The organism is Ruegeria sp. HU-ET01832, assembly GCF_040371315.1.
GTDB classification, from domain to species: Bacteria; Pseudomonadota; Alphaproteobacteria; order Rhodobacterales; family Rhodobacteraceae; genus Ruegeria; species Ruegeria lacuscaerulensis_A.
Genome location: NZ_BAABWL010000001.1, coordinates 157,150 through 177,702, shown reverse-complemented (window position 1 = coordinate 177,702; position 20,553 = coordinate 157,150). Strand labels below are relative to the sequence as shown.

General features: G+C 55.4%; 24 protein-coding genes and 1 tRNA gene. 18 read left to right on the top strand and 7 right to left on the bottom strand.

The window, feature by feature from the left end:
• Position 1: 1 nt before the first annotated feature.
• Both xylA and ABWV79_RS00940 read left to right on the top strand, forming a co-directional pair.
• Positions 2-1,309 carry a xylose isomerase gene (gene xylA, locus ABWV79_RS00945; protein WP_353389779.1) on the top strand — a complete coding sequence of 436 codons (1,308 nt, stop codon included), beginning with the start codon at positions 2-4 and terminating at the stop codon, positions 1,307-1,309.
• A 64-nt stretch (positions 1,310-1,373) separates the two neighbouring features.
• Positions 1,374-1,529, top strand: a complete 156-nt coding sequence (locus ABWV79_RS00940; protein ID WP_353389777.1) for a hypothetical protein — start codon at positions 1,374-1,376, stop codon at positions 1,527-1,529.
• A 634-nt stretch (positions 1,530-2,163) separates the two neighbouring features.
• On the opposite strand, the gene ABWV79_RS00935 is transcribed toward ABWV79_RS00940, so the two are convergent.
• Positions 2,164-2,253: transfer RNA gene (locus ABWV79_RS00935), tRNA-Ser, on the bottom strand.
• 123 nt (positions 2,254-2,376) lie between these two features.
• Here ABWV79_RS00935 and ABWV79_RS00930 point away from each other — a divergent pair.
• Complete coding sequence (locus ABWV79_RS00930; protein ID WP_353389776.1) at positions 2,377-3,219, top strand: DUF2059 domain-containing protein; 843 nt, start codon at positions 2,377-2,379, stop codon at positions 3,217-3,219.
• Positions 3,219-4,019, top strand: a complete 801-nt coding sequence (locus ABWV79_RS00925; RefSeq protein WP_353389773.1) for a DUF2059 domain-containing protein — start codon at positions 3,219-3,221, stop codon at positions 4,017-4,019. The genes ABWV79_RS00930 and ABWV79_RS00925 overlap by 1 nt, the downstream gene beginning before the upstream one ends.
• 82 nt (positions 4,020-4,101) lie before the next feature.
• Here ABWV79_RS00925 and ABWV79_RS00920 read toward each other — a convergent pair whose 3' ends face one another.
• Positions 4,102-4,230 carry a hypothetical protein gene (locus ABWV79_RS00920; protein WP_353389771.1) on the bottom strand — a complete coding sequence of 43 codons (129 nt, stop codon included), beginning with the start codon at positions 4,228-4,230 and terminating at the stop codon, positions 4,102-4,104.
• Between ABWV79_RS00920 and ABWV79_RS00915 the strand changes: the two genes are divergently transcribed.
• The 6 genes from ABWV79_RS00915 (at position 4,229) to ABWV79_RS00890 (ending at position 9,361) form a co-directional block, all read left to right on the top strand.
• Positions 4,229-4,846, top strand: coding sequence for a 50S ribosomal protein L21 (locus ABWV79_RS00915; protein ID WP_353389769.1), 618 nt, complete (start codon positions 4,229-4,231; stop codon positions 4,844-4,846). The two genes, ABWV79_RS00920 and ABWV79_RS00915, sit on opposite strands and share 2 nt — an antisense overlap.
• A gap of 11 nt (positions 4,847-4,857) precedes the next feature.
• Positions 4,858-5,127: a 50S ribosomal protein L27 gene (rpmA, locus tag ABWV79_RS00910; protein ID WP_010440093.1), complete on the top strand. Its 270-nt coding sequence runs from the start codon at positions 4,858-4,860 to the stop codon at positions 5,125-5,127.
• Between the two features lie 249 nt (positions 5,128-5,376).
• A complete protein-coding gene (locus ABWV79_RS00905; protein ID WP_170751240.1) occupies positions 5,377-5,913 on the top strand; it encodes a GNAT family N-acetyltransferase in 537 nt (178 codons plus the stop codon).
• 37 nt (positions 5,914-5,950) lie between these two features.
• Positions 5,951-6,985, top strand: a complete 1,035-nt coding sequence (gene obgE / locus ABWV79_RS00900; protein WP_353389767.1) for a GTPase ObgE — start codon at positions 5,951-5,953, stop codon at positions 6,983-6,985.
• On the top strand, positions 6,973-8,079 hold the full coding sequence (gene proB / locus ABWV79_RS00895; RefSeq protein ID WP_353389765.1) for a glutamate 5-kinase: 1,107 nt from the start codon (positions 6,973-6,975) through the stop codon (positions 8,077-8,079). The genes obgE and proB overlap by 13 nt, the downstream gene beginning before the upstream one ends.
• Before the next feature lie 19 nt (positions 8,080-8,098).
• Positions 8,099-9,361 (top strand): glutamate-5-semialdehyde dehydrogenase, encoded by a 1,263-nt coding sequence (locus ABWV79_RS00890; RefSeq protein ID WP_353389764.1) that lies wholly within the window; start codon positions 8,099-8,101, stop codon positions 9,359-9,361.
• On the opposite strand, the gene ABWV79_RS00885 is transcribed toward ABWV79_RS00890, so the two are convergent.
• Positions 9,358-9,954 (bottom strand): histidine phosphotransferase family protein, encoded by a 597-nt coding sequence (locus ABWV79_RS00885; RefSeq protein WP_353389762.1) that lies wholly within the window; start codon positions 9,952-9,954, stop codon positions 9,358-9,360. The two genes, ABWV79_RS00890 and ABWV79_RS00885, sit on opposite strands and share 4 nt — an antisense overlap.
• A 43-nt stretch (positions 9,955-9,997) precedes the next feature.
• Between ABWV79_RS00885 and ABWV79_RS00880 the strand changes: the two genes are divergently transcribed.
• The 5 genes from ABWV79_RS00880 (at position 9,998) to tsf (ending at position 13,785) form a co-directional block, all read left to right on the top strand.
• Positions 9,998-10,180 (top strand): DUF3553 domain-containing protein, encoded by a 183-nt coding sequence (locus tag ABWV79_RS00880; RefSeq protein WP_170769740.1) that lies wholly within the window; start codon positions 9,998-10,000, stop codon positions 10,178-10,180.
• Positions 10,181-10,278: 98 nt separating this feature from the next.
• Positions 10,279-11,034: an L-ornithine N(alpha)-acyltransferase gene (gene olsB, locus ABWV79_RS00875; protein ID WP_353389760.1), complete on the top strand. Its 756-nt coding sequence runs from the start codon at positions 10,279-10,281 to the stop codon at positions 11,032-11,034.
• A gap of 3 nt (positions 11,035-11,037) precedes the next feature.
• On the top strand, positions 11,038-11,874 hold the full coding sequence (olsA, locus tag ABWV79_RS00870) for a lyso-ornithine lipid O-acyltransferase (protein ID WP_353389758.1): 837 nt from the start codon (positions 11,038-11,040) through the stop codon (positions 11,872-11,874).
• Positions 11,875-12,041: 167 nt separating this feature from the next.
• Positions 12,042-12,833, top strand: coding sequence for a 30S ribosomal protein S2 (gene rpsB / locus ABWV79_RS00865; RefSeq protein WP_170751223.1), 792 nt, complete (start codon positions 12,042-12,044; stop codon positions 12,831-12,833).
• Positions 12,834-12,909: 76 nt separating this feature from the next.
• Entirely contained in the window at positions 12,910-13,785 is an 876-nt protein-coding gene (tsf, locus tag ABWV79_RS00860; RefSeq protein ID WP_170354186.1) for a translation elongation factor Ts, read from the top strand.
• 374 nt (positions 13,786-14,159) lie between these two features.
• Here the strand turns inward: tsf and ABWV79_RS00855 are convergent, their stop codons facing one another.
• From ABWV79_RS00855 to ABWV79_RS00845, 3 genes are all read right to left on the bottom strand, one after another.
• Positions 14,160-14,915 (bottom strand): LuxR family transcriptional regulator, encoded by a 756-nt coding sequence (locus ABWV79_RS00855; protein ID WP_170354185.1) that lies wholly within the window; start codon positions 14,913-14,915, stop codon positions 14,160-14,162.
• Positions 14,912-15,361, bottom strand: coding sequence for a type II 3-dehydroquinate dehydratase (gene aroQ / locus ABWV79_RS00850; protein ID WP_353389755.1), 450 nt, complete (start codon positions 15,359-15,361; stop codon positions 14,912-14,914). Before aroQ ends, ABWV79_RS00855 begins: the two co-directional genes overlap by 4 nt.
• A gap of 124 nt (positions 15,362-15,485) precedes the next feature.
• Positions 15,486-16,481 carry an NADPH:quinone oxidoreductase family protein gene (locus ABWV79_RS00845; RefSeq protein ID WP_353389753.1) on the bottom strand — a complete coding sequence of 332 codons (996 nt, stop codon included), beginning with the start codon at positions 16,479-16,481 and terminating at the stop codon, positions 15,486-15,488.
• Between the two features lie 138 nt (positions 16,482-16,619).
• Here ABWV79_RS00845 and ABWV79_RS00840 point away from each other — a divergent pair, with 138 nt between their 5' ends.
• Both ABWV79_RS00840 and ABWV79_RS00835 read left to right on the top strand, forming a co-directional pair.
• Positions 16,620-17,438, top strand: a complete 819-nt coding sequence (locus tag ABWV79_RS00840; RefSeq protein WP_170354182.1) for an SDR family oxidoreductase — start codon at positions 16,620-16,622, stop codon at positions 17,436-17,438.
• Between the two features lie 22 nt (positions 17,439-17,460).
• The gene (locus ABWV79_RS00835) at positions 17,461-18,489 is read left to right on the top strand and encodes a phosphotransferase (RefSeq protein ID WP_353389750.1); all 1,029 of its coding nucleotides are present in this window, start codon (positions 17,461-17,463) and stop codon (positions 18,487-18,489) included.
• A gap of 19 nt (positions 18,490-18,508) precedes the next feature.
• Here the strand turns inward: ABWV79_RS00835 and ABWV79_RS00830 are convergent, their stop codons facing one another.
• Entirely contained in the window at positions 18,509-19,114 is a 606-nt protein-coding gene (locus ABWV79_RS00830; RefSeq protein WP_353389748.1) for a 2-hydroxychromene-2-carboxylate isomerase, read from the bottom strand.
• 177 nt (positions 19,115-19,291) lie between these two features.
• On the opposite strand from ABWV79_RS00830, the gene ABWV79_RS00825 reads away from it, so the two are divergent.
• Positions 19,292-20,521, top strand: coding sequence for a serine hydrolase domain-containing protein (locus tag ABWV79_RS00825; RefSeq protein ID WP_353389746.1), 1,230 nt, complete (start codon positions 19,292-19,294; stop codon positions 20,519-20,521).
• The last annotated feature ends 32 nt before the right edge of the window (positions 20,522-20,553 follow it).

Sequence of the window (20,553 nt, the reverse complement as noted above, 5' to 3'; positions counted from 1 at the left end):
TATGCCAAGCGGATTTTTTGAAGGGATCGAAGAGATCCGGTTTGAAGGCGTAGACAGCGACAACCCCATGGCCTTCCGCCACTACAATCCCGACGAAGTTGTCATGGGAAAACGCCTGGAAGACCATCTACGGTTCGCGGTCGCCTGGTGGCACTCCTTCGCGTGGGAGGGCGGAGACCCCTTTGGCGGACCTACATTCGAACGCCCGTGGCATCCTCAGGACGACATGGGCCGGGCCCGATTAAAGGCGGATATTGCTTTTGAACTGTTCGAGCTGCTGGGTCAGCCCTTTTTCTGCTGGCACGACGCTGACATTCGGCCCGAGCAGGGCAATTTTGCCGATAACTTGAAAACTCTGGAAGAAATCACCGATTATATCGGTGAAAAAATGCAAACGTCCAGCACCAAGCTCCTTTGGGGTACCGCCAACATGTTTAGTCACCGTCGGTGGATGTCAGGCGCAAGCACCAACCCCGATCCGGATGTTTTTGCTTTTGCGGCAGCAACGGTAAAGTCGTGCTTGGATGCGACCCACAAGCTTGGTGGCGAAAACTATGTTCTGTGGGGCGGGCGTGAAGGCTATGAAACTCTGCTAAACACGAACCTGAATACTGAACTGGACCATATGGGCCGGTTCTTGAACATGGTCGTAGATTACAAACACAAAATCGGCTTCAAAGGCACCATCCTTGTAGAGCCCAAACCACAGGAGCCGTCCAAGCACCAATACGACTACGACGCCGCGACCTGTATAGGATTCCTCAGGAAATACGGTTTGGAAAGCGAAGTGAAGTTGAACCTTGAGCAGGGACACGCGATCCTCGCCGGGCATAGTTTCGAGCATGAAATAGCGGTTGCCGCTGCCGAGGGGATGCTGGGTTCGATTGATATGAACCGAAACGATTATCAGTCGGGGTGGGACACAGATCAATTTCCTAACAACACGCCAGAGGTTGCTTTGGCATATTACTACATTCTGAAAGCCGGAGGTTTTACAACTGGGGGCACCAACTTTGACGCTAAAGTACGTCGCCAGTCGCTTGATGCAAAAGATCTTGTTGCAGCACACATCGGCGGAATGGACATATGTGCAAGAGGCTTGAAAGCCGCGGCTGCTATGATTGAAGATGGCGGTCTGGAGGATGCGCTGTCTGAACGGTATTCCGGTTGGAACGCTCCGGAAGCGGCGTCTATGCTGAACAGTAGTCTTGAGGACATCTCTGCGCGAGTTTTACAAGACAATATCAACCCGGAACCGCGATCTGGGCGTCAGGAAATTCTGGAAAACTATGTGAACAGGTTTGTTTGACCGAGGAAAAACATCAGTTGAAGTATTGTTAAAAGAACTCGGAGTGAACTGAACAGAGGTTTTCATGACTAAGTGGTTGCAATCAGATCACTTTGAGCCGGAAGGATCACGTGCCGTTATACTGCGCTTAAGTGGATCAGTGCTAATGGCCTGCCGAACGCAGGACGGCGGTTTGAAAGCTGCACTGGACGGCACAGATGGCCAGTACCCGCCAGCCTAAGCAGTAGTTTGTTTGTCAACGCAACAGGCTGCACAGGTTTTACTATTCGTTCTCGTCCAGACACAGTGACCTGCTGGCTTGATGCGTCGAAAAATACACTTGCCTTGCAAATTAGGCGGCGGGACCAAGGTGCAATAGTTGCCTCGCGCCCATTCCGGCAGCCAAAAACTCAGGTTGGTAAGGGCAACGCCCTCGCTGTTCATGGCTGAACCGACTGATCGCGCTCAGGTGCCACGGCCGATAGGCGGCCATACCGCAGTCTTGGCTGCGTTTTGGCAATTCTCTCAACTGATTTAATCTGATGTGTTCGTTTAAAATAGAACGCTGTTTCCCGCTTTGCCATACAGTTGTGGAAATCGCCAGGGTGCAAGCTGATGGCGACAATGAGTCTGTTGAAGTCGAAAAAAAAGTAAAATTCAAAAGTTATCCTGCGGACGCAGGGTATTTTTTGGTTGTCCGACTAAGTGTGAGAATAGAGCAAAGTCGACGTAGCAGGCTTCAAAAGGAACATAGTTGGCGTTACCAAAAGTTCAAAAAGGCTATTAGTATGGCGGTTTTGATCCAAACTATCGCAACAACGGAAATCGCATCACGCCCGGAAATGCGTTGCTTTCCGTTTTTTGCGTCGGGATAGTGGCGGAGAGACAGGGATTCGAACCCTGGGTGGGCTTGCACCCACAACGGTTTTCGAGACCGCCCCGTTCGACCACTCCGGCACCTCTCCGCGGGGGTCTGTGAGGGGAGGATTTAGTGAGGAACTGGCAGGGGTGCAAGCAGAAAATTCCCGAAATTCACTAAGAAGGGATTTTCCATTGCCTGACGGCGTAAAACACCTAGGCTCTGTGGCATGACATATATCTATCGCACCGCCTTTCTGCCCCTTTGTATGTTGGTCGCAACGCTATTCGCCCTTCCGGTTTCATCGCTCGCTGCCGAGCGGGACAGGATCGAGGCATTTCTGGCAACCACCGGCTTTGACGTCGCGTTGGAAAGTATCGCGCTGGCCTCGGCATCAGCACCGGAAATGCTGGGGATTGACCCGGACGGATTCGGTTCGGATTGGGCACGGCTGACCGAAGATGTCTTTGACGTCCAAGAGATGCATGAAACCGCCGTTTCAATTCTAGAGCAGACACTTAGTGATGACGCTCTAAATCATGCAGTCGAGTTTTATGCCTCCGATCTGGGTCAAAGACTGGTCGAGGCCGAAAACGCGTCGCATCTGATTGAAGATGAAGATGCCAAGCAGCTCGAGGGTCAGCAGATCGTGTCAGACCTGATCCGTGAGGGCTCGATGCGGGTGGAACAGCTGAAGCGGATGAACGCAGCCGTTGATTCTAGTGGAACAGCCCTGCGTGCCATTCAAGAAATCCAACTGCGGTTCCTTCTGGCAGCAAGTGCTTCGGGAGTTATTGACCTGCAGATGGGAGCAGACGACCTAAGACTGTTGATGCGCCAGAACGAAGCCGGGATGCGTCAGTCGCTGCAATTGTCTGCTCTGGCGGGCGCGGCTTATACGTACCAGGATTTCTCGGATGCGGATATCATCGCGTACTCAGACGCGCTTGAGGAACCTCTGATGCAGGAGGTTTATGAACTTCTGAACGCCATTCAGTATGAAATCATGGCCATGAAATTCGAAGATCTTGCAGCACGTATGGCGGATCTGCATCCGGCTCAGGATATCTGATGCGAGTGGGTGTCCTTTTCTTGGTGATCACGCTGTGGGCGACAATTGGGTCGGCCTCGGAAAAAGTGGACCGTCTGATGGATGCCATACGCCTTGAACAGGTAATCGACATTCTTCGAAGCGAAGGGCGCGAACAGGCCAAGGAGTTAAACGAAACGCTTCTGGGCAATTCCGGTGGGTCATATTTTTCGGCGCAACTGGACATCATCTACGATGCGGAATGGATGCACGATCAGATCAGCGATGTTTTCCAAGAGTCGCTGACTGAAGGTCAAATGGATCGCGCAATTGTTTTCTATGAAAGTGACCTTGGCCAGACGCTTGTTTCCCTTGAGAATTCGGCGCGCGAGGCGATTGGCGACGAGACCATCCTAGAGATGGCCAAGGACAGCTTTTTGACGGGCAATCACGATGTGTCTCTTTACCGCCTTATTGACGAATACATCGAGGTTAACGATCTGATCGCCAAAAACGTCCACAGCGCCATCAGTGCAGATTTCCAATTCTTTCGAGGGCTGAACGAAGATGTCGGCGCGGATGATCAGGAAATATTGGCCCAGCTGCTAACCGAAAAGGACGCCATCACTCAAGATACGGAAACATGGCTTTATTCGTTTTTGTTGATGGCCTATCAGCCGTTAGAGGATGGGCAGATGCGGGAAAACATCGCCTTTTCGCGTACCGAGACGGGGCGCGCCGTGAACAAAGCCTTTTTTGACAGCTTTGACCAAATGTATGACGACATCTATTACCGACTTGGTCAGGCGGTTTCACATGCGTTGACGGCTTCGGAACTATAAGCGGGCTTTTGCTGTTGACTTTCACGAGCATTCCGGAAATAAGCGCGCATCCCGGCCGGTTCCTCCGCGCCGGGTCTCGTTATTATTGACCCATCGGGACTATCCCACGGGTCGTCACATAGCCCGAAAAGGGCGCGCTGTTCGAGGTGGCGAAAGCCAGCAACACCCGCAAGGGGACCACAGAACGCGGGTTTGAAAAGGAAAGACGCATGTTTGCGGTCCTCAAGACTGGCGGCAAGCAGTACAAGGTTCAGGCGGGCGATGTGCTCCGCGTTGAAAAGCTGGCTGCCGACGCAGGTGAAAAAGTTCAATTCAACGATGTTCTGATGCTGGGCGGCGACGCTCCGGTTGTTGGTGCACCTTTCGTTGAAGGCGCAGGCGTTCAGGCCGAAGTGATCGAACAGATCAAAGGTGACAAGGTCATCAAATTCGTCAAACGCCGTCGTAAGCACAGCTCGAAGCGTACCGTTGGCCACCGTCAGAAGCTGACTCTGGTCAAAATCACCGACATCCTGGCGTCGGGCGCTGACAAGTCGGGCATCAAAGCGGCAACCGGTTCGGCACCGGCTGGCGAAGCGGCACCTGCTGCAAAGCCCGCCAAGAAAGCGGAAGCCAAAGCAGAGGCACCCGCCGCCGCTGCAGCTGCTGCTGACGATCTGACCAAGCTGAACGGTGTCGGCCCCGCCGCTGCCAAAAAGCTGAACGACGCAGGTATCGAGAGCTTTGCCGCTCTGGCCGCCTTGTCGGACGAGCAGATTGCTGCTATCGACACCATCAAAGTAAAGCCCGAATGGGTTGAGCAAGCCAAAGAGCTGGCTCAAGGCTAAGGAGAGAGAGAATGGCACATAAAAAAGCTGGCGGTTCCTCCCGTAACGGTCGCGACTCAGCTGGTCGCCGCCTTGGCGTGAAACTCTATGGTGGCCAGGCGGCCATCGCAGGCAACATCATCGTACGTCAGCGTGGCACCAAGTTCTGGCCGGGCGAAGGCGTGGGCATGGGTAAAGATCACACCATCTTTGCAACTGTTGATGGCGCCGTGAAGTTCCACAAGGGACTCAAGAACCGCACCTTTATTTCGGTCCTGCCAGTGGCGGAGGCCGCAGAGTAAGCCGAAACCCTAAAGGTTTAGAAATAAATGGGGGACCGGCAGAAAATGCCGGTCCCCTTTCTCGTTTTTAACACAGTTTTGACCTATGAGCCCGATGAGACACGCAGCAAGCACAATACCGCCCCTGTTTCAGGGACGCATTGCCCATGCGGTTGAAGATCGTCTGGGCCGCAAATATCTGATGTGGACGTTAACTGGTTTCACTGTTGCGTCCGTAATTTACGTGTTGTTCGGAGGAGGGCCGCACTCATGAAGTTTGAGACAATAATAAACCAGCCGGTGATCGAAACCGAGCGGTTCGATCTACGCCCTTTGCGTCGTTCGGATATGGGTCTCATTGAACACTATGCAGGCGACGAACGTGTGGCGCGGATGACCACGGCTATTCCACATCCATTGCCGCCTGGCTCGACCGAAGCGTTCGTTACCCGCGCCATGTCCGAGGAGCGGGACGAAGACGTTTGGGCCTTGGATGCCACCAAAGATGACGGACCAGAGCTGATTGGCCTGATTTCGTTGACTCGGCTGGATCGCAACCAGTCCGAGGTTGGGTATTGGGTCGCGCCGATCTACTGGAACACCGGTGTGGCATCGCTGGCGGTTGAGGCGTTGGTCAATGCAAATCCGTTGGAGAACGCCAATATGTTCGCCAGCGTGTTTCAAGATAATCCGGCCTCGGCCCGGGTATTGACCCATTGCGGGTTTGAATATCTTGGCGATGCCGAAAACTATTCGGTGGCGCGCGATGCGAATGTGCCCACCTGGACATATACAAAGAAACTCTGACTTGTGGCCGATGGGGCCTTTGCAGTAGGGGACAGCTATGAAATTTCTCGATCTTGCAAAGGTCTACATCCGGTCCGGGGCCGGAGGTGGTGGCTGCGTCAGCTTTCGGCGCGAAAAATACATCGAATATGGCGGCCCTGACGGCGGGGACGGCGGCAAAGGCGGCTCTGTCTGGGTTGAGGTTGTGGACAGCCTGAACACCCTGATCGACTTCCGCTATCAGCAGCATTTCTTTGCCAAAAACGGTCAGCCCGGTCGTGGGCAGCAGCGTACCGGCAAGGATGGCGATGACATCGTGCTGCGCGTGCCTGTTGGGACCGAGGTTCTGGACGAGGACGAAGAGACCGTCATCTGCGATCTGACCGAGGTCGGGCAGCGCGTGCTGCTGGCCAAGGGCGGCAATGGCGGCTTTGGCAACCTGCATTTCAAATCGGCTACCAACCAGGCTCCGCGCCGGGCCAATCCGGGGCAGGCGGGTATCGACCGCACCATTTGGCTGCGGCTGAAGCTAATCGCCGATGTGGGTCTGCTGGGCATGCCCAATGCGGGCAAATCGACCTTTCTGGCTGCCACTTCGAATGCACGGCCCAAAATTGCGGACTATCCGTTTACGACCCTGCACCCCAATCTGGGCGTTGTGGGCGTAGATAACGTTGAGTTCGTTGTTGCCGACATTCCCGGACTGATCGAGGGCGCCCATGAAGGCCGCGGCATTGGCGACCGTTTTCTGGGCCATGTCGAACGCTGCGCCGTACTGCTGCATCTGGTCGATGGCACCTCGGAAACCGTGGCCGAGGATTACCGCACCATCATTCATGAGCTTGAGGCTTACGGTGGTGAGTTGGCCGAGAAACCCCGGATCACCGTGCTGAACAAGGTCGATGCTCTGGATGATGAGGAACGCGAACTGGCCAAGTCTGAGTTGGAAGACGCCGTGGGCGGCCCTGTCATGACCATGTCAGGCGTCGCGCATTTGGGCGTGACCGAGGTTCTGCGCGCCCTGCGTTCGGAAATCGACGACAACCGCCTTCGTCACAAACCCGCCGAGGAGGTCGCGCCTTGGCAACCCTGACTTCAGCCAAACGTCTGGTTGTGAAGATCGGGTCTGCCTTGCTGGTGGATCGGGATACAGGGTTGTTGCGGTCCGACTGGCTGCATTCGCTGGCGCAGGATGTGGCGTGGCTCAAAGGGCAGGGGACGGACGTCATTTTGGTGTCCTCCGGCTCGATTGCTCTGGGGCGTGGGGTTCTTAGCCTACCTATGGCGACATTGCCGCTGGAACAGTCTCAGGCGGCTGCGGCCGTTGGGCAAATCCGCCTCGCCCGCGCCTATGAAGAGGTTCTTGCCCCGCATAATATCACCACCGCGCAGGTTCTGGTCACGCTTGAAGACAGTGCCGATCGCCGTCGTTACCTGAACTCACGCGCGACGCTTGAGACGCTGCTTGGCCTGGGCGTCGTCCCGATTGTCAACGAAAACGATACAGTTGCCACGGATGAGATCCGATATGGCGATAATGATCGTCTGGCTGCTCAGATCGCTGTCACCGTAGGCGCAGACCAGTTGATCCTGTTGTCTGATGTGGACGGGTTCTATACCGGGAACCCGACCGAGGACAGCTCTGCGACCCGTTATGATGTAATCGAACAGATAACGCCCGAGATTGAGGAAATGGCCGGTGATGCCGGTTCAGGTCTCTCGAAGGGCGGGATGAAGACCAAATTGCTGGCGGCCAAGATGGCGACAGCTGCAGGTTGCGACATGGCGATTACTGAAGGATCGACCTTAAACCCGCTGAAAATGCTCGAAAATGGCGCAAACTGCACGTGGTTCACGGCCACCGTCGATCCGCACGCGGCGCGCAAACGTTGGATATCAGCCATGAAACCCCGTGGTGAGATCGTGGTGGATGCCGGCGCGGCCAAAGCACTTGGCAATGGCAAAAGCCTTCTGCCCGCGGGTATTGTCGAAGTGACCGGCGATTTCGGGCGCGGCGATCCGGTGGCGATCATAGATCCGCAGGCGAGGCGTTTGGCCCAAGGTCTCAGCCGCTACACTGCGCAGGAGGCAGACGCGATCAAAGGGCGCAAATCATCCGAGATCGAGGCGACGCTAGGCTATCCGGGCCGCGCCGTGTTGATCCACCGGGACGATCTGGCGCTGTAGTTAAAGAAAGGCATGTAAGATGAAGGATTTCGACAGCATTCCCGCCCTGATGACTGATTTGGGTGTGCGCGCCAAAGCGGCCTCGGCCGAGCTGGGCTTTGCCAGTACAGAACGCAAGCACGCCGCTCTGATCGCCGCGGCCGAAGCCGTCTGGGCTCGCCGCGCTGAGATTATCGAAGCCAACAAGCAAGACCTGGAATTTGGGCGCGACAAGGGCCTGAGCCCGGCGATGATGGATCGCCTGATGCTGGAAGAAGCCCGCATTCAGGGAATGGTCGATGGTCTGCGCACCGTTGCCGATCAGGCGGATCCGGTGGGTGAGGTTCTGACCGAATGGGACATGCCGTCAGGTCTTCATATCCAACGGGTGCGGACGCCTCTGGGCGTGATCGGCGTCATATATGAAAGCCGCCCGAATGTGACGGCGGATGCGGGTGCTCTTTGCTTGAAATCGGGCAATGCGGTGATCCTGCGTGGCGGTTCGGAAAGCTTCCATTCCTCAAGCGCGATCCATGCCTGTCTGGTCGAAGGTCTGAAGGCTGCCAACCTGCCCGAAGACGCGATCCAGTTGGTGCCCACACGCGACCGAGCAGCCGTTCAGGAACTGCTGACGATGACCGACTATGTCGACGTGATCGTCCCGCGCGGTGGTAAAGGGTTGGTGGGCCTTGTCCAGCGTGAGGCGCGAGTGCCCGTGTTCGCGCATCTGGAAGGCATCGTGCATATTTATATCGATAAAGCTGCCGATCCGGCCAAAACGCTTGAGGTCGTGCTGAACGCCAAAACCCGCCGGACGGGGATCTGTGGAGCAGCCGAATGCCTGCTGATCCATCAGGACGTTGCTGAAACTTTGGGCCGGGATGTCATCCAAGCTTTGTTGAGTTCAGGTGTCGAAGTCCATGCCGAGAGTGGTTTGGAGATGAACGGAACGATTGCAGCGTCGGCCGACGATTGGGGAAAAGAGTTTCTCGACAGTATCATCGCCGCCAAACCTGTTGCCGATATTGACGCTGCTATTGCGCATATCCGGCAGTACGGCTCTGACCATACAGATTGTATCATGACCGAAGATGCAGAGGCCGCTGCGCGGTTCTTCGAACGTCTCGACAGTGCAATTCTGATGCACAACGCCTCGACGCAATTTGCCGATGGTGGAGAGTTTGGCATGGGCGCCGAGATCGGTATCGCCACCGGCAAGATGCATGCCCGCGGACCTGTGGGCGCTGCTCAGTTGACCAGTTTTCAGTATCTGGTCCGCGGAAACGGGACTATTCGCACCTAAAACCGTATCTCGACGCGGGTTGAGGTTGTATCCACCGCAACCCGCCGTCCCATAGAAGTCGCGGTATCGGGGAGCAGGGCGAACTGAACGTGGGCAGGCGTGACCTTGTTGGCAAACCGCCCGCGGGGCAGGTTATTCCATAAGTCGTTGTCGATGTTCAATTTGTCCGCGATACCCGTGACGGACCAGCGGTCTATATCATTGCGAATGGAGACTTCGCCGCCGAACGGCATTGCGCTTTCACAGCACATCAATGCCAGAAACGCCAATTTGACCTGATTGCGCGGAACGGCTTCGGTGAGGTTCCAGTTCACCCGCAAACGTCCGGCTCGTTCTACATCTTTCAGCAAATCGCTGACTTCAGTCCGCCCCAAGGGTTGATCCCCAGCGGACCCAAAGGCCACGCGAAAGAACCTGATCCGCGCGCCAGCGCTGCCGACACTGCCCGAGATCAGCTCCATCTCGGGGCCTTGGGTGCCGCCAACCATTTCCAGCAGTTCAAGCCCGTTGGTAATCGCGCCAATAGGGCTGATCAGGTCGTGACAGATGCGCGAGCCGATCAGCTCGGCCAGGTTGACGTCTGTAGCGCTCATGCGTACCTCCTGCCGTATCTGCCGCCGGACCCGGAGCCCAGTCATGTCAGACCTCAATGCCATTCTTGCACCGGGCATGTTTGTCCGCCACCCCGATTTCCCCGATTGGGGCATTGGACAAGTGCAGTCCAATATCGGTGGCAAAATCACCGTGAACTTCCGCGAGCAGGGGAAAGTGGTGATTGACGGATCGCGCATCGCCCTGATGCCCGTCTTTGATCCGTGAAACTGGTTTAGGAAAGGTTAACGCGCGGTCGGTTGCGGCCCATGTTGCCATTCCCCCGATACCTGCGGTATCAGCCCTGAAACCACAGGGACGTTCTAATGTCGGGTACAGGCCCATCCTTCACCGTCAGACTCGCCGAGACCGAGGCCGAACTGCGTGCCGCGCAGCGGCTGCGTTATGACGTCTTCGTCCGCGAATTAGGCGGTGGCGGAGAGATGGTGGACCACGACGCTGGGCTGGAACAGGACCGGTTCGATCCATATTTCGACCATATGCTCGCCATCGACGACCAGACGGGCGAAACTGTTGGCGTTTACAGACTGTTACCGGGTGAACGTGCAGCAGATCTGGGTCAGTTTTATTCCGAAGACGAATATGATGTGAGCGTCCTTAAAGACAGCGGTCGCAAGCTGTTGGAATTGGGGCGATCCTGCCTCCACCCTGACTATCGTGGCGGCACGGCAATGTATCATCTGTGGAACGGTCTGGCCGCCTATGTGAACGCGCGCCAGATTGAAGTTCTGTTCGGCGTCGCCAGCTTTCATGGCAATGATGTTCAGGCGCTGGAGCAGCCTCTGTCGATGTTGCATCACAACCACCTCGCGCCGCCAGACCTGAGGGTGCGGGCGCAACCCGATGTGTTTCAGCCGATGGACTTGGTGGACGTGGATGCGCTGGATCGCCGTGCAGCCATGGTGCAGGTTCCAGCGCTGATCAAAGCCTATCTTCGGCTGGGCGGGTTCGTGGGCGAGGGCGCTTTTATCGACCATGCCTTCAACACAACGGACGTGTGCCTGATCTTGGACACAGCGCGTATGAACGAGCGCCAACGGCGCATCTATACCGGAGCATAACCCTTGAGCGACGCATCCTGGCACAGCGAAGACGCGCCTGATCCCATTGAGTTGGGCCTTATCGGCTGGATTCTGGTCATCTTGCGTGGTCTTCCTCTGGCGGTGTTAGTCTTCGGCGGTCTGATTGTTCTGCTGATCCTACGCCTGATCGAACGACCGATTTACGGTGTCCGCCGCCCCATCACGCCCTTCATCACACAGTTTGTATGTCGCAACGCTTTTCGCATTCTAGGAATGGGGTTCCGCAGTTCGGGAGAGTTGATGACCCAACGCGGTGCAGTGGTGGCCAATCACTCCTCGTGGTTGGATATTTTCGCACTTAACGCCCGCAAGAGGGTCTATTTCGTCTCAAAAGCCGAAGTGGCGAAATGGCCCGGTATCGGCTGGCTTGCCCGGGCCACGGGTACGGTCTTCATCGAACGCAACCGTAAAAAGGCGCGCGAGCAAACCTTGTTGTTTCAGGAACGCTTGTCCGCAGGTCATAAGTTGGTGTTTTTTCCGGAAGGCACCTCAACCGATGGAATCAGGGTTTTACCCTTTAAAACAACACTCTTTGCTGCATTCTTTACCGATGAACTGCGCGAATTCATGTATGTGCAGCCGGTCTCGGTGATCTATCACGCTCCTGCTGGGCAACCCAACAGGTTCTATGGGTGGTGGGGAGATATGGATTTCGGTCCGCATTTGCTGAAAACGCTGGGCGCCCGTCGGCAAGGCTGGGTCGAGTTGATCTACCACATACCCGCCAAGGTCAGCGACTTTGAAAACCGTAAAGCGTTGGCTGCTCATTGCGAAGAAGCCGTGCGTCATGCCCATAGCTTGGCGCGGCTTGAAAAATAGGGGCGAAAGCCTCTTGCGTTGCACCAAAACCTGCCGTATACGCGCGCCATTCAAACCCGCAGGCGGGGTTTGGGCCTTTTGCAGGGAGACATCCTCATCAGGCCCGCCGGTTGGAGCATCCGCTTCTTTCACCCCCGCCAAGGCGTAAACCGGAAAAGGAAAATAGCATGGCTCTTCCCGAGTTCACCATGCGTCAGCTGCTGGAAGCTGGCGTTCACTTTGGTCACCAGACACAGCGTTGGAATCCCCGCATGGGCCCGTTCATCTACGGCTCGCGCAATGGCATCCACATCATGGACCTGACCCAGACCGTTCCGATGCTGGATCAGGCTCTGCAGGCTGTTCGGGACACCGTTGCAAAAGGTGGCCGCGTTCTGTTCGTTGGTACCAAGCGTCAGGCCGCCGGCCCGATCGCCGAAGCGGCTGAAAAGTCGGCTCAGTACTACATGAACCACCGCTGGCTGGGCGGTACGCTGACCAACTGGAAAACCGTTTCCCAGTCGATCAATCGTCTGAACCAGATCGACGAAGCAATGGAAGCCGGCGCAGAAGGCCTGACCAAGAAAGAGCGTCTGGGCATGGAGCGTGACCAGCAGAAGCTGCAGGCTTCGCTGGGCGGTATCCGCGAGATGGGCGGCGTTCCTGATCTGCTGTTCGTCATCGACGTCAAAAAAGAAGCTCTGGCCATCGCCGAAGCCAATAAGCTGGGTATCCCGGTTGTGGCTGTTGTCGACACCAACTGCTCGCCCGACGGTGTTGACTACATCATCCCCGGCAACGACGACGCAGCCCGCGCCATCGGTCTGTACTGCGACCTGGCCGCACGCGCGGCTCTGGACGGCATGACCGCTCAGATGGGTGCTGCTGGCGTGGACCTGGGTGCATTCGAAGAAGCACCGGTTGAAGAAGTAGTCGCCGAAGAAGCCCCCGCGGAAGCAGAAACACCTGCCGAAGCGTAAGCTGCCCGTCACGTAAATGACATATGGGGCAGGGTAGACCTGCCCCAATTCCGTTTGATTTGAGGAGAGCCGAAAGATGGCAATCACAGCAGCAATGGTTAAAGAACTGCGCGACAGCACAGGCGCAGGCATGATGGACGCGAAAAAAGCGCTGACCGAAACCGGCGGCAACATGGACGAGGCCGTTGACTGGCTGCGTACCAAAGGTCTGGCCAAGGCGGCCAAGAAGTCCGGTCGTACTGCCGCCGAAGGTCTGGTTGCTGTTCACGTTAACGGTGGCAACGGTGTTGCTGTCGAGGTGAACTCGGAAACCGACTTCGTTGCGAAAAACGCTGAGTTCCAGGAAATGGTCGGCAAGATCGCATTTGCAGCCGAAGGCGTAGCAGATGTTGACGCTCTGCTGGCGGCTGACCTGGGTGGCAAATCCGTTGCCGACACTCTGACCGACAAGATCGCCACCATTGGTGAGAACATGTCGGTGCGCCGCATGGCGAAACTGTCGGGTGACACTGTTGTGTCCTACGTCCACAATGCAGCCACCAACGGCATGGGCAAAATCGGCGTTCTGGTCGCTCTGACCGGTGGCGACGAAGCGATCGGCAAGCAGGTTGCGATGCACATCGCAGCTGTGAACCCGGCAGCTCTGTCCGAGGCGGACATGGATCCAGCTGTTGTCGAGAAAGAAAAGCAGGTTCAGATGGACATCGCTCGCGAATCCGGCAAACCGGAGCAGGTGATCGAAAAGATGATCGAAGGCCGCATGAAGAAATTCGTGGCTGAATCGACTCTGCTGAACCAGTCGTTCGTTGTGAACCCTGACCTGACCGTTGAAGCAGCCGCCAAAGAAGCAGGCGCAACCATCACCGGCTTTATCCGTCTGGAAGTTGGCGAAGGCATCGTGGTCGAGAAAGAAGACTTCGCAGCCGAAGTTGCCAAAGCCGCGCAAGGCTAAGATGTTTTGTCCGAACCCTTACGGGGGTTCGGCACCTTATCGGAACCGGTCACGCACAGCGTGGCCGGTTTTTTCGTATGGACAATAAAAAAGACGCCGCAGCGCCTGAAATTCAAGGATAGGGTTGGGGGGCCCCGCATGATGGGGATGGTCGAGGCCCCCCAGTGTTTCCGGCAAAGGTACGTGGACGAATAGACGCCCCTGTGCCAGAGCGGTTGGAGAGCCCTGAAATTACAAAGATCCAACCAAATGTTCCCAGGCTAAAGCCACCACTCACGGAACAATCTCACTTTGCAACTGTAGACCGGGATTCGGAAAGTCATGTTTTCCTTACCTAGGGTAAGTTGATGCAAATTAGCGTCAAATTCCCGGTGTTATGCCTCTATTTTGAACATCTGATTCTGCAATGACGCCTTCAGTACAGCCTGAGCGGTGGTTTCAACCGACAGCGATTCTCGGGCTAGCCTCAAATGCTTTTCGACTGTCGCTGCGGTTAAGCCCATCAACAGGGCGATATCTTGCGTGGTTTTGCCATCCCCAACCCATTCCAGCGCTTCACGTTGGCGATTGGTCAACGCTCGATTAGGAGCATTGTAGGGCAGCGTAAGAATTTTCAGATGCGCCACGTTATTCATGAGAAGAATGTCATCGCCATGTTCAGCCCAGATCGCATCGACTTCTTGTTGGGACTGGCCGCCAGAGGCAGAAAGCGAGATCGCACCTTTCGATCTAAAGGAAACCGAGTTGAAGCTGACCGTATAGCCTGCGACGACCCCCAACGACCGATTGAACTCGACCACTTTCCGTTCTTGCGGCGATAGGGTGCCATCCAAAAGCATGTCCTGCGTCATTTGCCAGCTTGCAGCGCCTTCGTTCTCAAGCGCCCATTTCAACATAGGGGCGTTGAAATAAAGCCCATCTCGCAGGAACCCATCCAAGTAGTCCTTGCCATGGTTCGTCAGGATCGTGAAGTCCTCGGGGTCACCCAGGGAAGTTTCCGTTTTGTAGCGCGTAAAGCCGTATAGCAGGCGATCAAACCCATATCCGGCCATCTGACGGCAATGGGCATCCCAAAGCTCCTCAAGCGACTTGACATAGCTGAGAAAGTGCAAATAGGCATCCAGCTTCATGCGCCAACCTCGCCGTCCAGATAGCCCGCCAGTGCGTCCAGTGCCAATACGTAGCTTCGCGTTCCAAAGCCACAAATCTGACCCAACGCAACCTTTGAGATATAGGATTTGTGTCGGAATGGCTCTCGCGCATGAATGTTTGACAGATGAACCTCAACCACCGGCAGGTCGACAGAAGAAATCGCGTCCATCAGAGCAATAGAAGTATGCGTATAAGCTCCGGCGTTCAGAACAATCCCGTTCTGGACACCTTTCGCCGCATGGATCGCGTCGATCAATTCGCCCTCATGATTTGACTGCAAAGTCGAAACGTCAATTCCTATTTTTTTTCCATGGTTAAAGCACAATTCCTCAACCATTTTCAGAGTGGTGCTACCATAAACCTCGGGCTGGCGCGTCCCCAGCAAATTCAAGTTTGGGCCGTTCAAAATCAGAGCTTTGTGCATCGTCTCACTGTTCCCATTTATGAGTTTCTTAAACACGAAGGGGTGCCCGAGTCTACTGCCCGCGCACTTATCACGCGAGCAGGTGTGTTTCTAAACAACGTAGACCGCCTCTGATCCGGAAGTTTCAGGGCATCGACACGACGACTTTACCCAGCACGGACCGATCTGCCAGCTTCACCAGCGCGTCTTGCGCTTGTTTCAGTGGGAAAGTGGCGCTGATTTGCGGTTTGATCTTGCCTTCGCCATACAACCTGAACAAATCGTTGATGTTTTGCGTGTGACCCGCTGGATCCCGGAACACGGATGCTCCCCAGAAAACACCGACAATTTGGCACCCTTTGAGAAGCGGTAGGTTGAGGGGTATCTTGGGAATTCCAGCGGGAAACCCGACTACAAGGTATCGACCATTCCACGCCATACTACGCAGTGCAGGTTCGGCATAGTCGCCTCCGACCGCGTCATAGACCACGTCCACACCCAAAGGTCCGGCCATTGCCTTGATTTCACCCGAAAAGGCTTTCTGCGCATCGCGGTCCATCTGATGGTCGTAGACGATCACCTCATCTGCGCCAATCTTACGGCAGAATTCGGCTTTTTCTTGCGAAGATACAGCCGCAATCACCCGCGCACCCTGTGCCTTTGACAATTCAATCGCAGCTGTCCCAACGCCGCCCGCTGCGCCCAGGACCAAAACAGTTTCGTCTGCCCGCAGGTGCGCCCGGTCTTTCAATGCATGGTATGAGGTGCCGTAGGTAAATATGAAACAAGCGGCATCCTCGAACGGCATCGATTGCGGAAACTTAACCGCTGTCGGCGCCTTGATCGTCATATGAGTCGCGAATCCCCCATGGCCGGTCAAGGCAAGAACACGGTCCCCGACCTCGTAACCCGCGACATCCTCACCAATGGCCAGAACCTCACCTGCAATTTCGCCACCGGGTGCAAAGGGTCTGGGGGGCTTGATCTGGTACAGGTCTCGGATCATCAGGGTGTCGGGGTAATTGACCCCAGCGGCCTTAACGCCAATCAGCAACTCGCCTTTTCCCGGTTCCGGATCGGGCAGGGTGGTCAGTTCCAAAGTTTCCGGTCCACCCGGGGCGACGCTGAGTAAAGCTTGCATGTTGGCCCTATTGTCCTTGTTATTGATTCAGGAGGAAGTTTGGCGCAGCAGCGGGTGTTGTCAAGAAACCGACGAGGTGCAACCCTCGGTCGATCAGCAGCATGCGATTGCGCCAAATAAATGATCGAGGAGCACACTATGACGCCCGAAACCCTATTTTCATTGCATGGAAAGACAGCATTTGTGACCGGGGGCGCCACCGGAATTGGGCGCATGGCTGCTGAGGCATTGGTTCGGGCCGGTGCGCGGGTTCTGATTGCGTCGCGCAAGGCTGACGCGTGTGAAGCCGTCGCCGCGGAACTAAACGCTCTGGACGCGCCGGGAACCGCCGAAGGGTTCGGTGGGGACGTTGGGACAAAGGAGGGCATCGAAGCGTTGGCGTCCGAGGTTCAAAAGCGGACGGACCGACTTGATATCCTTATGAATAATGCCGGTGTATCTTGGGGTGCGCCGATGGGACAATTTCCCTATGAGGCATGGGACAAAGTCATGTCGGTCAACGTTGCTGGTATCTTTGATCTGACCCAAAAACTGTTGCCAATTTTGATGAAGTCCGGAACCCCCGAGGACCCGGCCCGCGTGGTTAATGTGGGCTCGGTGATGGGTGAGGTGCCAATGGGCGATGGCGCATACAGCTATTCGGCCTCGAAAGCGGCTGTATTGCATCTGACCAAGATCATGGCAAAGGAACTGTCGCCGTATCACGTGACCGTCAACGCGCTGGCTCCTGGTCCTTTTGTGTCGCGGATGACCGCCTTTGCAACGGCCGACACAGATACACGGGACAGGGTGGGTAAATCGGTTCCACTTGGCCGCGTCGGCAGCGAAGACGATATCGCAGGATGCATGCTGTTCCTGTGCGGCCGGGGAGGGAGTTATGTAACAGGCGCGGTCATTCCTGTCTCTGGTGGAATCAATGTTGTGACCGCCGGAAACATTTTCGCCGAGGCGCTTTAAGATCGCATTGGAGGGAGCTGAAATGGCGAATAGTTCGACATTGGACCTTGATGCCGTTGATCGGTATCTCAGCGCACATTTGGAAGGGTATCAAGGCCCTCTGCAAGCCACCAAGTTCGATGTCGGGCAATCCAATCCCACCTTCGAATTGCGCACGCCTGAGAAGACTTATGTGCTGCGCCGTAAACCGCCCGGTACGTTGTTGAAATCCGCGCATGCTGTCGATCGCGAGTTTCGTGTTCAGCGCGCGTTGGCAAACACCAACGTCCCGGTTCCCGAGATGTACCTGCTGTGCGAAGACGATGGCGTTATTGGTTCAGAATTCTACGTGATGGAACGTCTTCAAGGGCGCGGTTTTCTCGAGCCTACCATGGACGGCGAAAGCAATGAGACCCGAACAGGGGTTTTCACCGAAATGAACCGTGTGCTGGCCGAACTGCATATGGTCGATATCGACGCGGTCGGTCTGTCTGACTACGGGCCTCCTGGAAACTACTTTGAACGGCAGATAGCGCGGTGGACCAAGCAGTACCGAGCCTCGGAAACCGACCGGATCGATGAGATGGACAGGCTGATTGCCTCGCTTGAAACGTCGTTGCCTGCGGATGACGGGCAACGGACAATGGTTCATGGCGACTACAGGATCGACAACATGTTGTTCGAGCGTGACGGAACGCGTTGTATAGGTGTTCTTGATTGGGAGCTATCGACAATCGGACATCCTTACGCAGACCTGGCCGCTGTTATCATGCAGTGGCAAATGCCGCCCGGAAAAGAAGGTCGCGGATTGGCAGGATTAGATCGAGAAAGCCTTGGTATCCCTTCGGACCATCAGTTTATCTCAGAGTACTGTGAGCGCCGAGGGCTTCCGGCCATCGACAATTTTGGGTTTTATCTTGCTTTCAACTTCTTCCGCATGGCCGGTATTTTGCAAGGCGTTTACAAACGTGCTCTAGACGGTAATGCCTCTGATCCGAAACGCGCTATGAAATTAGGATCTTATGTTCCGATGTTCGCGCAATATGGATTGATGGCGATGAAGGCATCCTAACGATTTTCAAATGCTGGCCCTATGCAAGTTCCAGTTCGAGGTTCCCCAAACTGTTCTTGCCGAAAAACATCTCGGGCCCGCTGAAGAGGGTCGGCACCCCGAACACTCCGCGCCGGACAGCAGCTTTGGTTTGATCCTTCAGCTGCTGTTTCACATCCGGACTGCTGATGGCTTCGCGTAGTTTGCGGACAGGCAAGCCGTTCTCTTGCAGGATTTCGGTTAGTACATTGATCTCATCAACTTTTTGCCCATGCACCCAAATTGCATCAAAAACAGATTTTATGTATCTGTCTTCCCATGATTTTCCAGAGGCATAGATCGCGCCGCGCATGGCGAATTTTGTATTGACTGGAAAATGTGGACTCATGTGAAAGCTCAGGCCGCGGCGCCTGGCAAAACGATGCAGGTCATGCGTCAGATATGCTGTTTTTTGTCTGTTTTCGGAATAGGCTTGAAACGGGCCCTGATTGTTGGTGGCCTTGAATATTGTGCCTAGCAAAACCGGGACGTTGGTCACTGAAACATCGTGGCGGTTCGCCAGTTCAGGAAGAACCTTGTGTGCCAGATAGGCATTTGGACTGCAAAAGTCGTAAACGAATTCTATGGTTTGTGTCACTTTTCTCACTCCCGACCGGTAATCGTTGAAAAAGCACTCACCACAAAAACGAATCTGTTGTGTGACGAGCTTACCATCTCGCCGCAGTATTCAGCCCAGTCTAAATGGGTTTGCTTGAATTTCGCTGTTCATTTTGGGCGTCCTTGCGCAGTGTAAGGCACGTGTATTTCAGGAGACCTAGCCCCTATGATTTGTCCGCCTGGCTTTGACGCCGATCGATTGGATCGTATCCGGATCTGGATGCAGCGCTACGTGGATGACCGTAAATATGCCGGCAGCTCGTTTCTCTTGCGCCAAGGGCAAGACGAGGTTCTGTTCCATGCTGCCGGACACCGCAGCAAAGAGCAAAACCTGCCATTCGAAAGAGATACGATCGCTCGCATTTATTCGATGACAAAACCCATTACATCGGTCGCTATTATGATGTTGGTTGAACAAGGGTTGATCCACTTAGATGGGCAAGTGTCAGACTTAATTCCCGAATTTCGGAATGTTCAGGCGCTGATCCCCGGTGCCGAACGTCTGGATCAAACCGAGGATACGCAACCCCCGACACTGCACCATCTTTTGACCCATACCAGCGGTCTCAGCTATCCGTTCAACCCTGGTGTCCTTCCCGCAGCAATGAATGAGATGGATCTCATCTTTTCAGCTGACCAAGGCCCCCTTAAGGACCGGGTACGTGAATTGGCGACGCTACCGCTCGCGTTTCAGCCGGGCTCCCTTTGGGAATATTCAGTCGGGATAGACGTTTTGGGCCGCGTCGTCGAAATCGTATCTGGCCAACCGCTGGACAAGTTCTTCCAGGCTCAAATATTCGACCCGTTGGGAATGACCGAGACGGGATTCAAGGTTCCCAAAGGGGCAGGGGACAGGTTTGCGTCGCTCTACACACCTCTTTCCGGCGACGCCATGGCGCTGAACGCCACCAAAGAAAGCACGGACACTCTGAGACTGGTGGACGAACCGGGCGCATCGCCGTTTGAACGAACCACCACATTCTCGGGCGGAGGAGGTCTGGTTGGAACGATTGACGATTACGCAAAATTTGCGGACATGCTCAAAAACCGAGGCAGCCTGAATGGGCAGCGTCTGCTGGGGCCAAAAACTGTAGACTTCATGATGGTCAATCACTTACCGGGTGACATTGCATCGATGGGCCCACAGAGTTTCGCCGAACAACCGATGGAGGGAACCGGGTTCGGTCTGGGTGGAGCAGTAGTTATGAACCCCGGCCGCACACGCACTCCGGGCTCGGTCGGAGATTTCAGTTGGGGTGGTATGGCCTCGACATTCTTCTGGTTGGATCGGGTCAATGACCTCACTGCCGTGTTCTTTACTCAGCTCTCGCCATCCAGCTCTTATCCGTCACGCGCTGAGCTCAAGGCGCTTGTCCTAGGGGCAATGATTGATTGATCGGAACAGCGCTGATACCTGTTTCACACGAC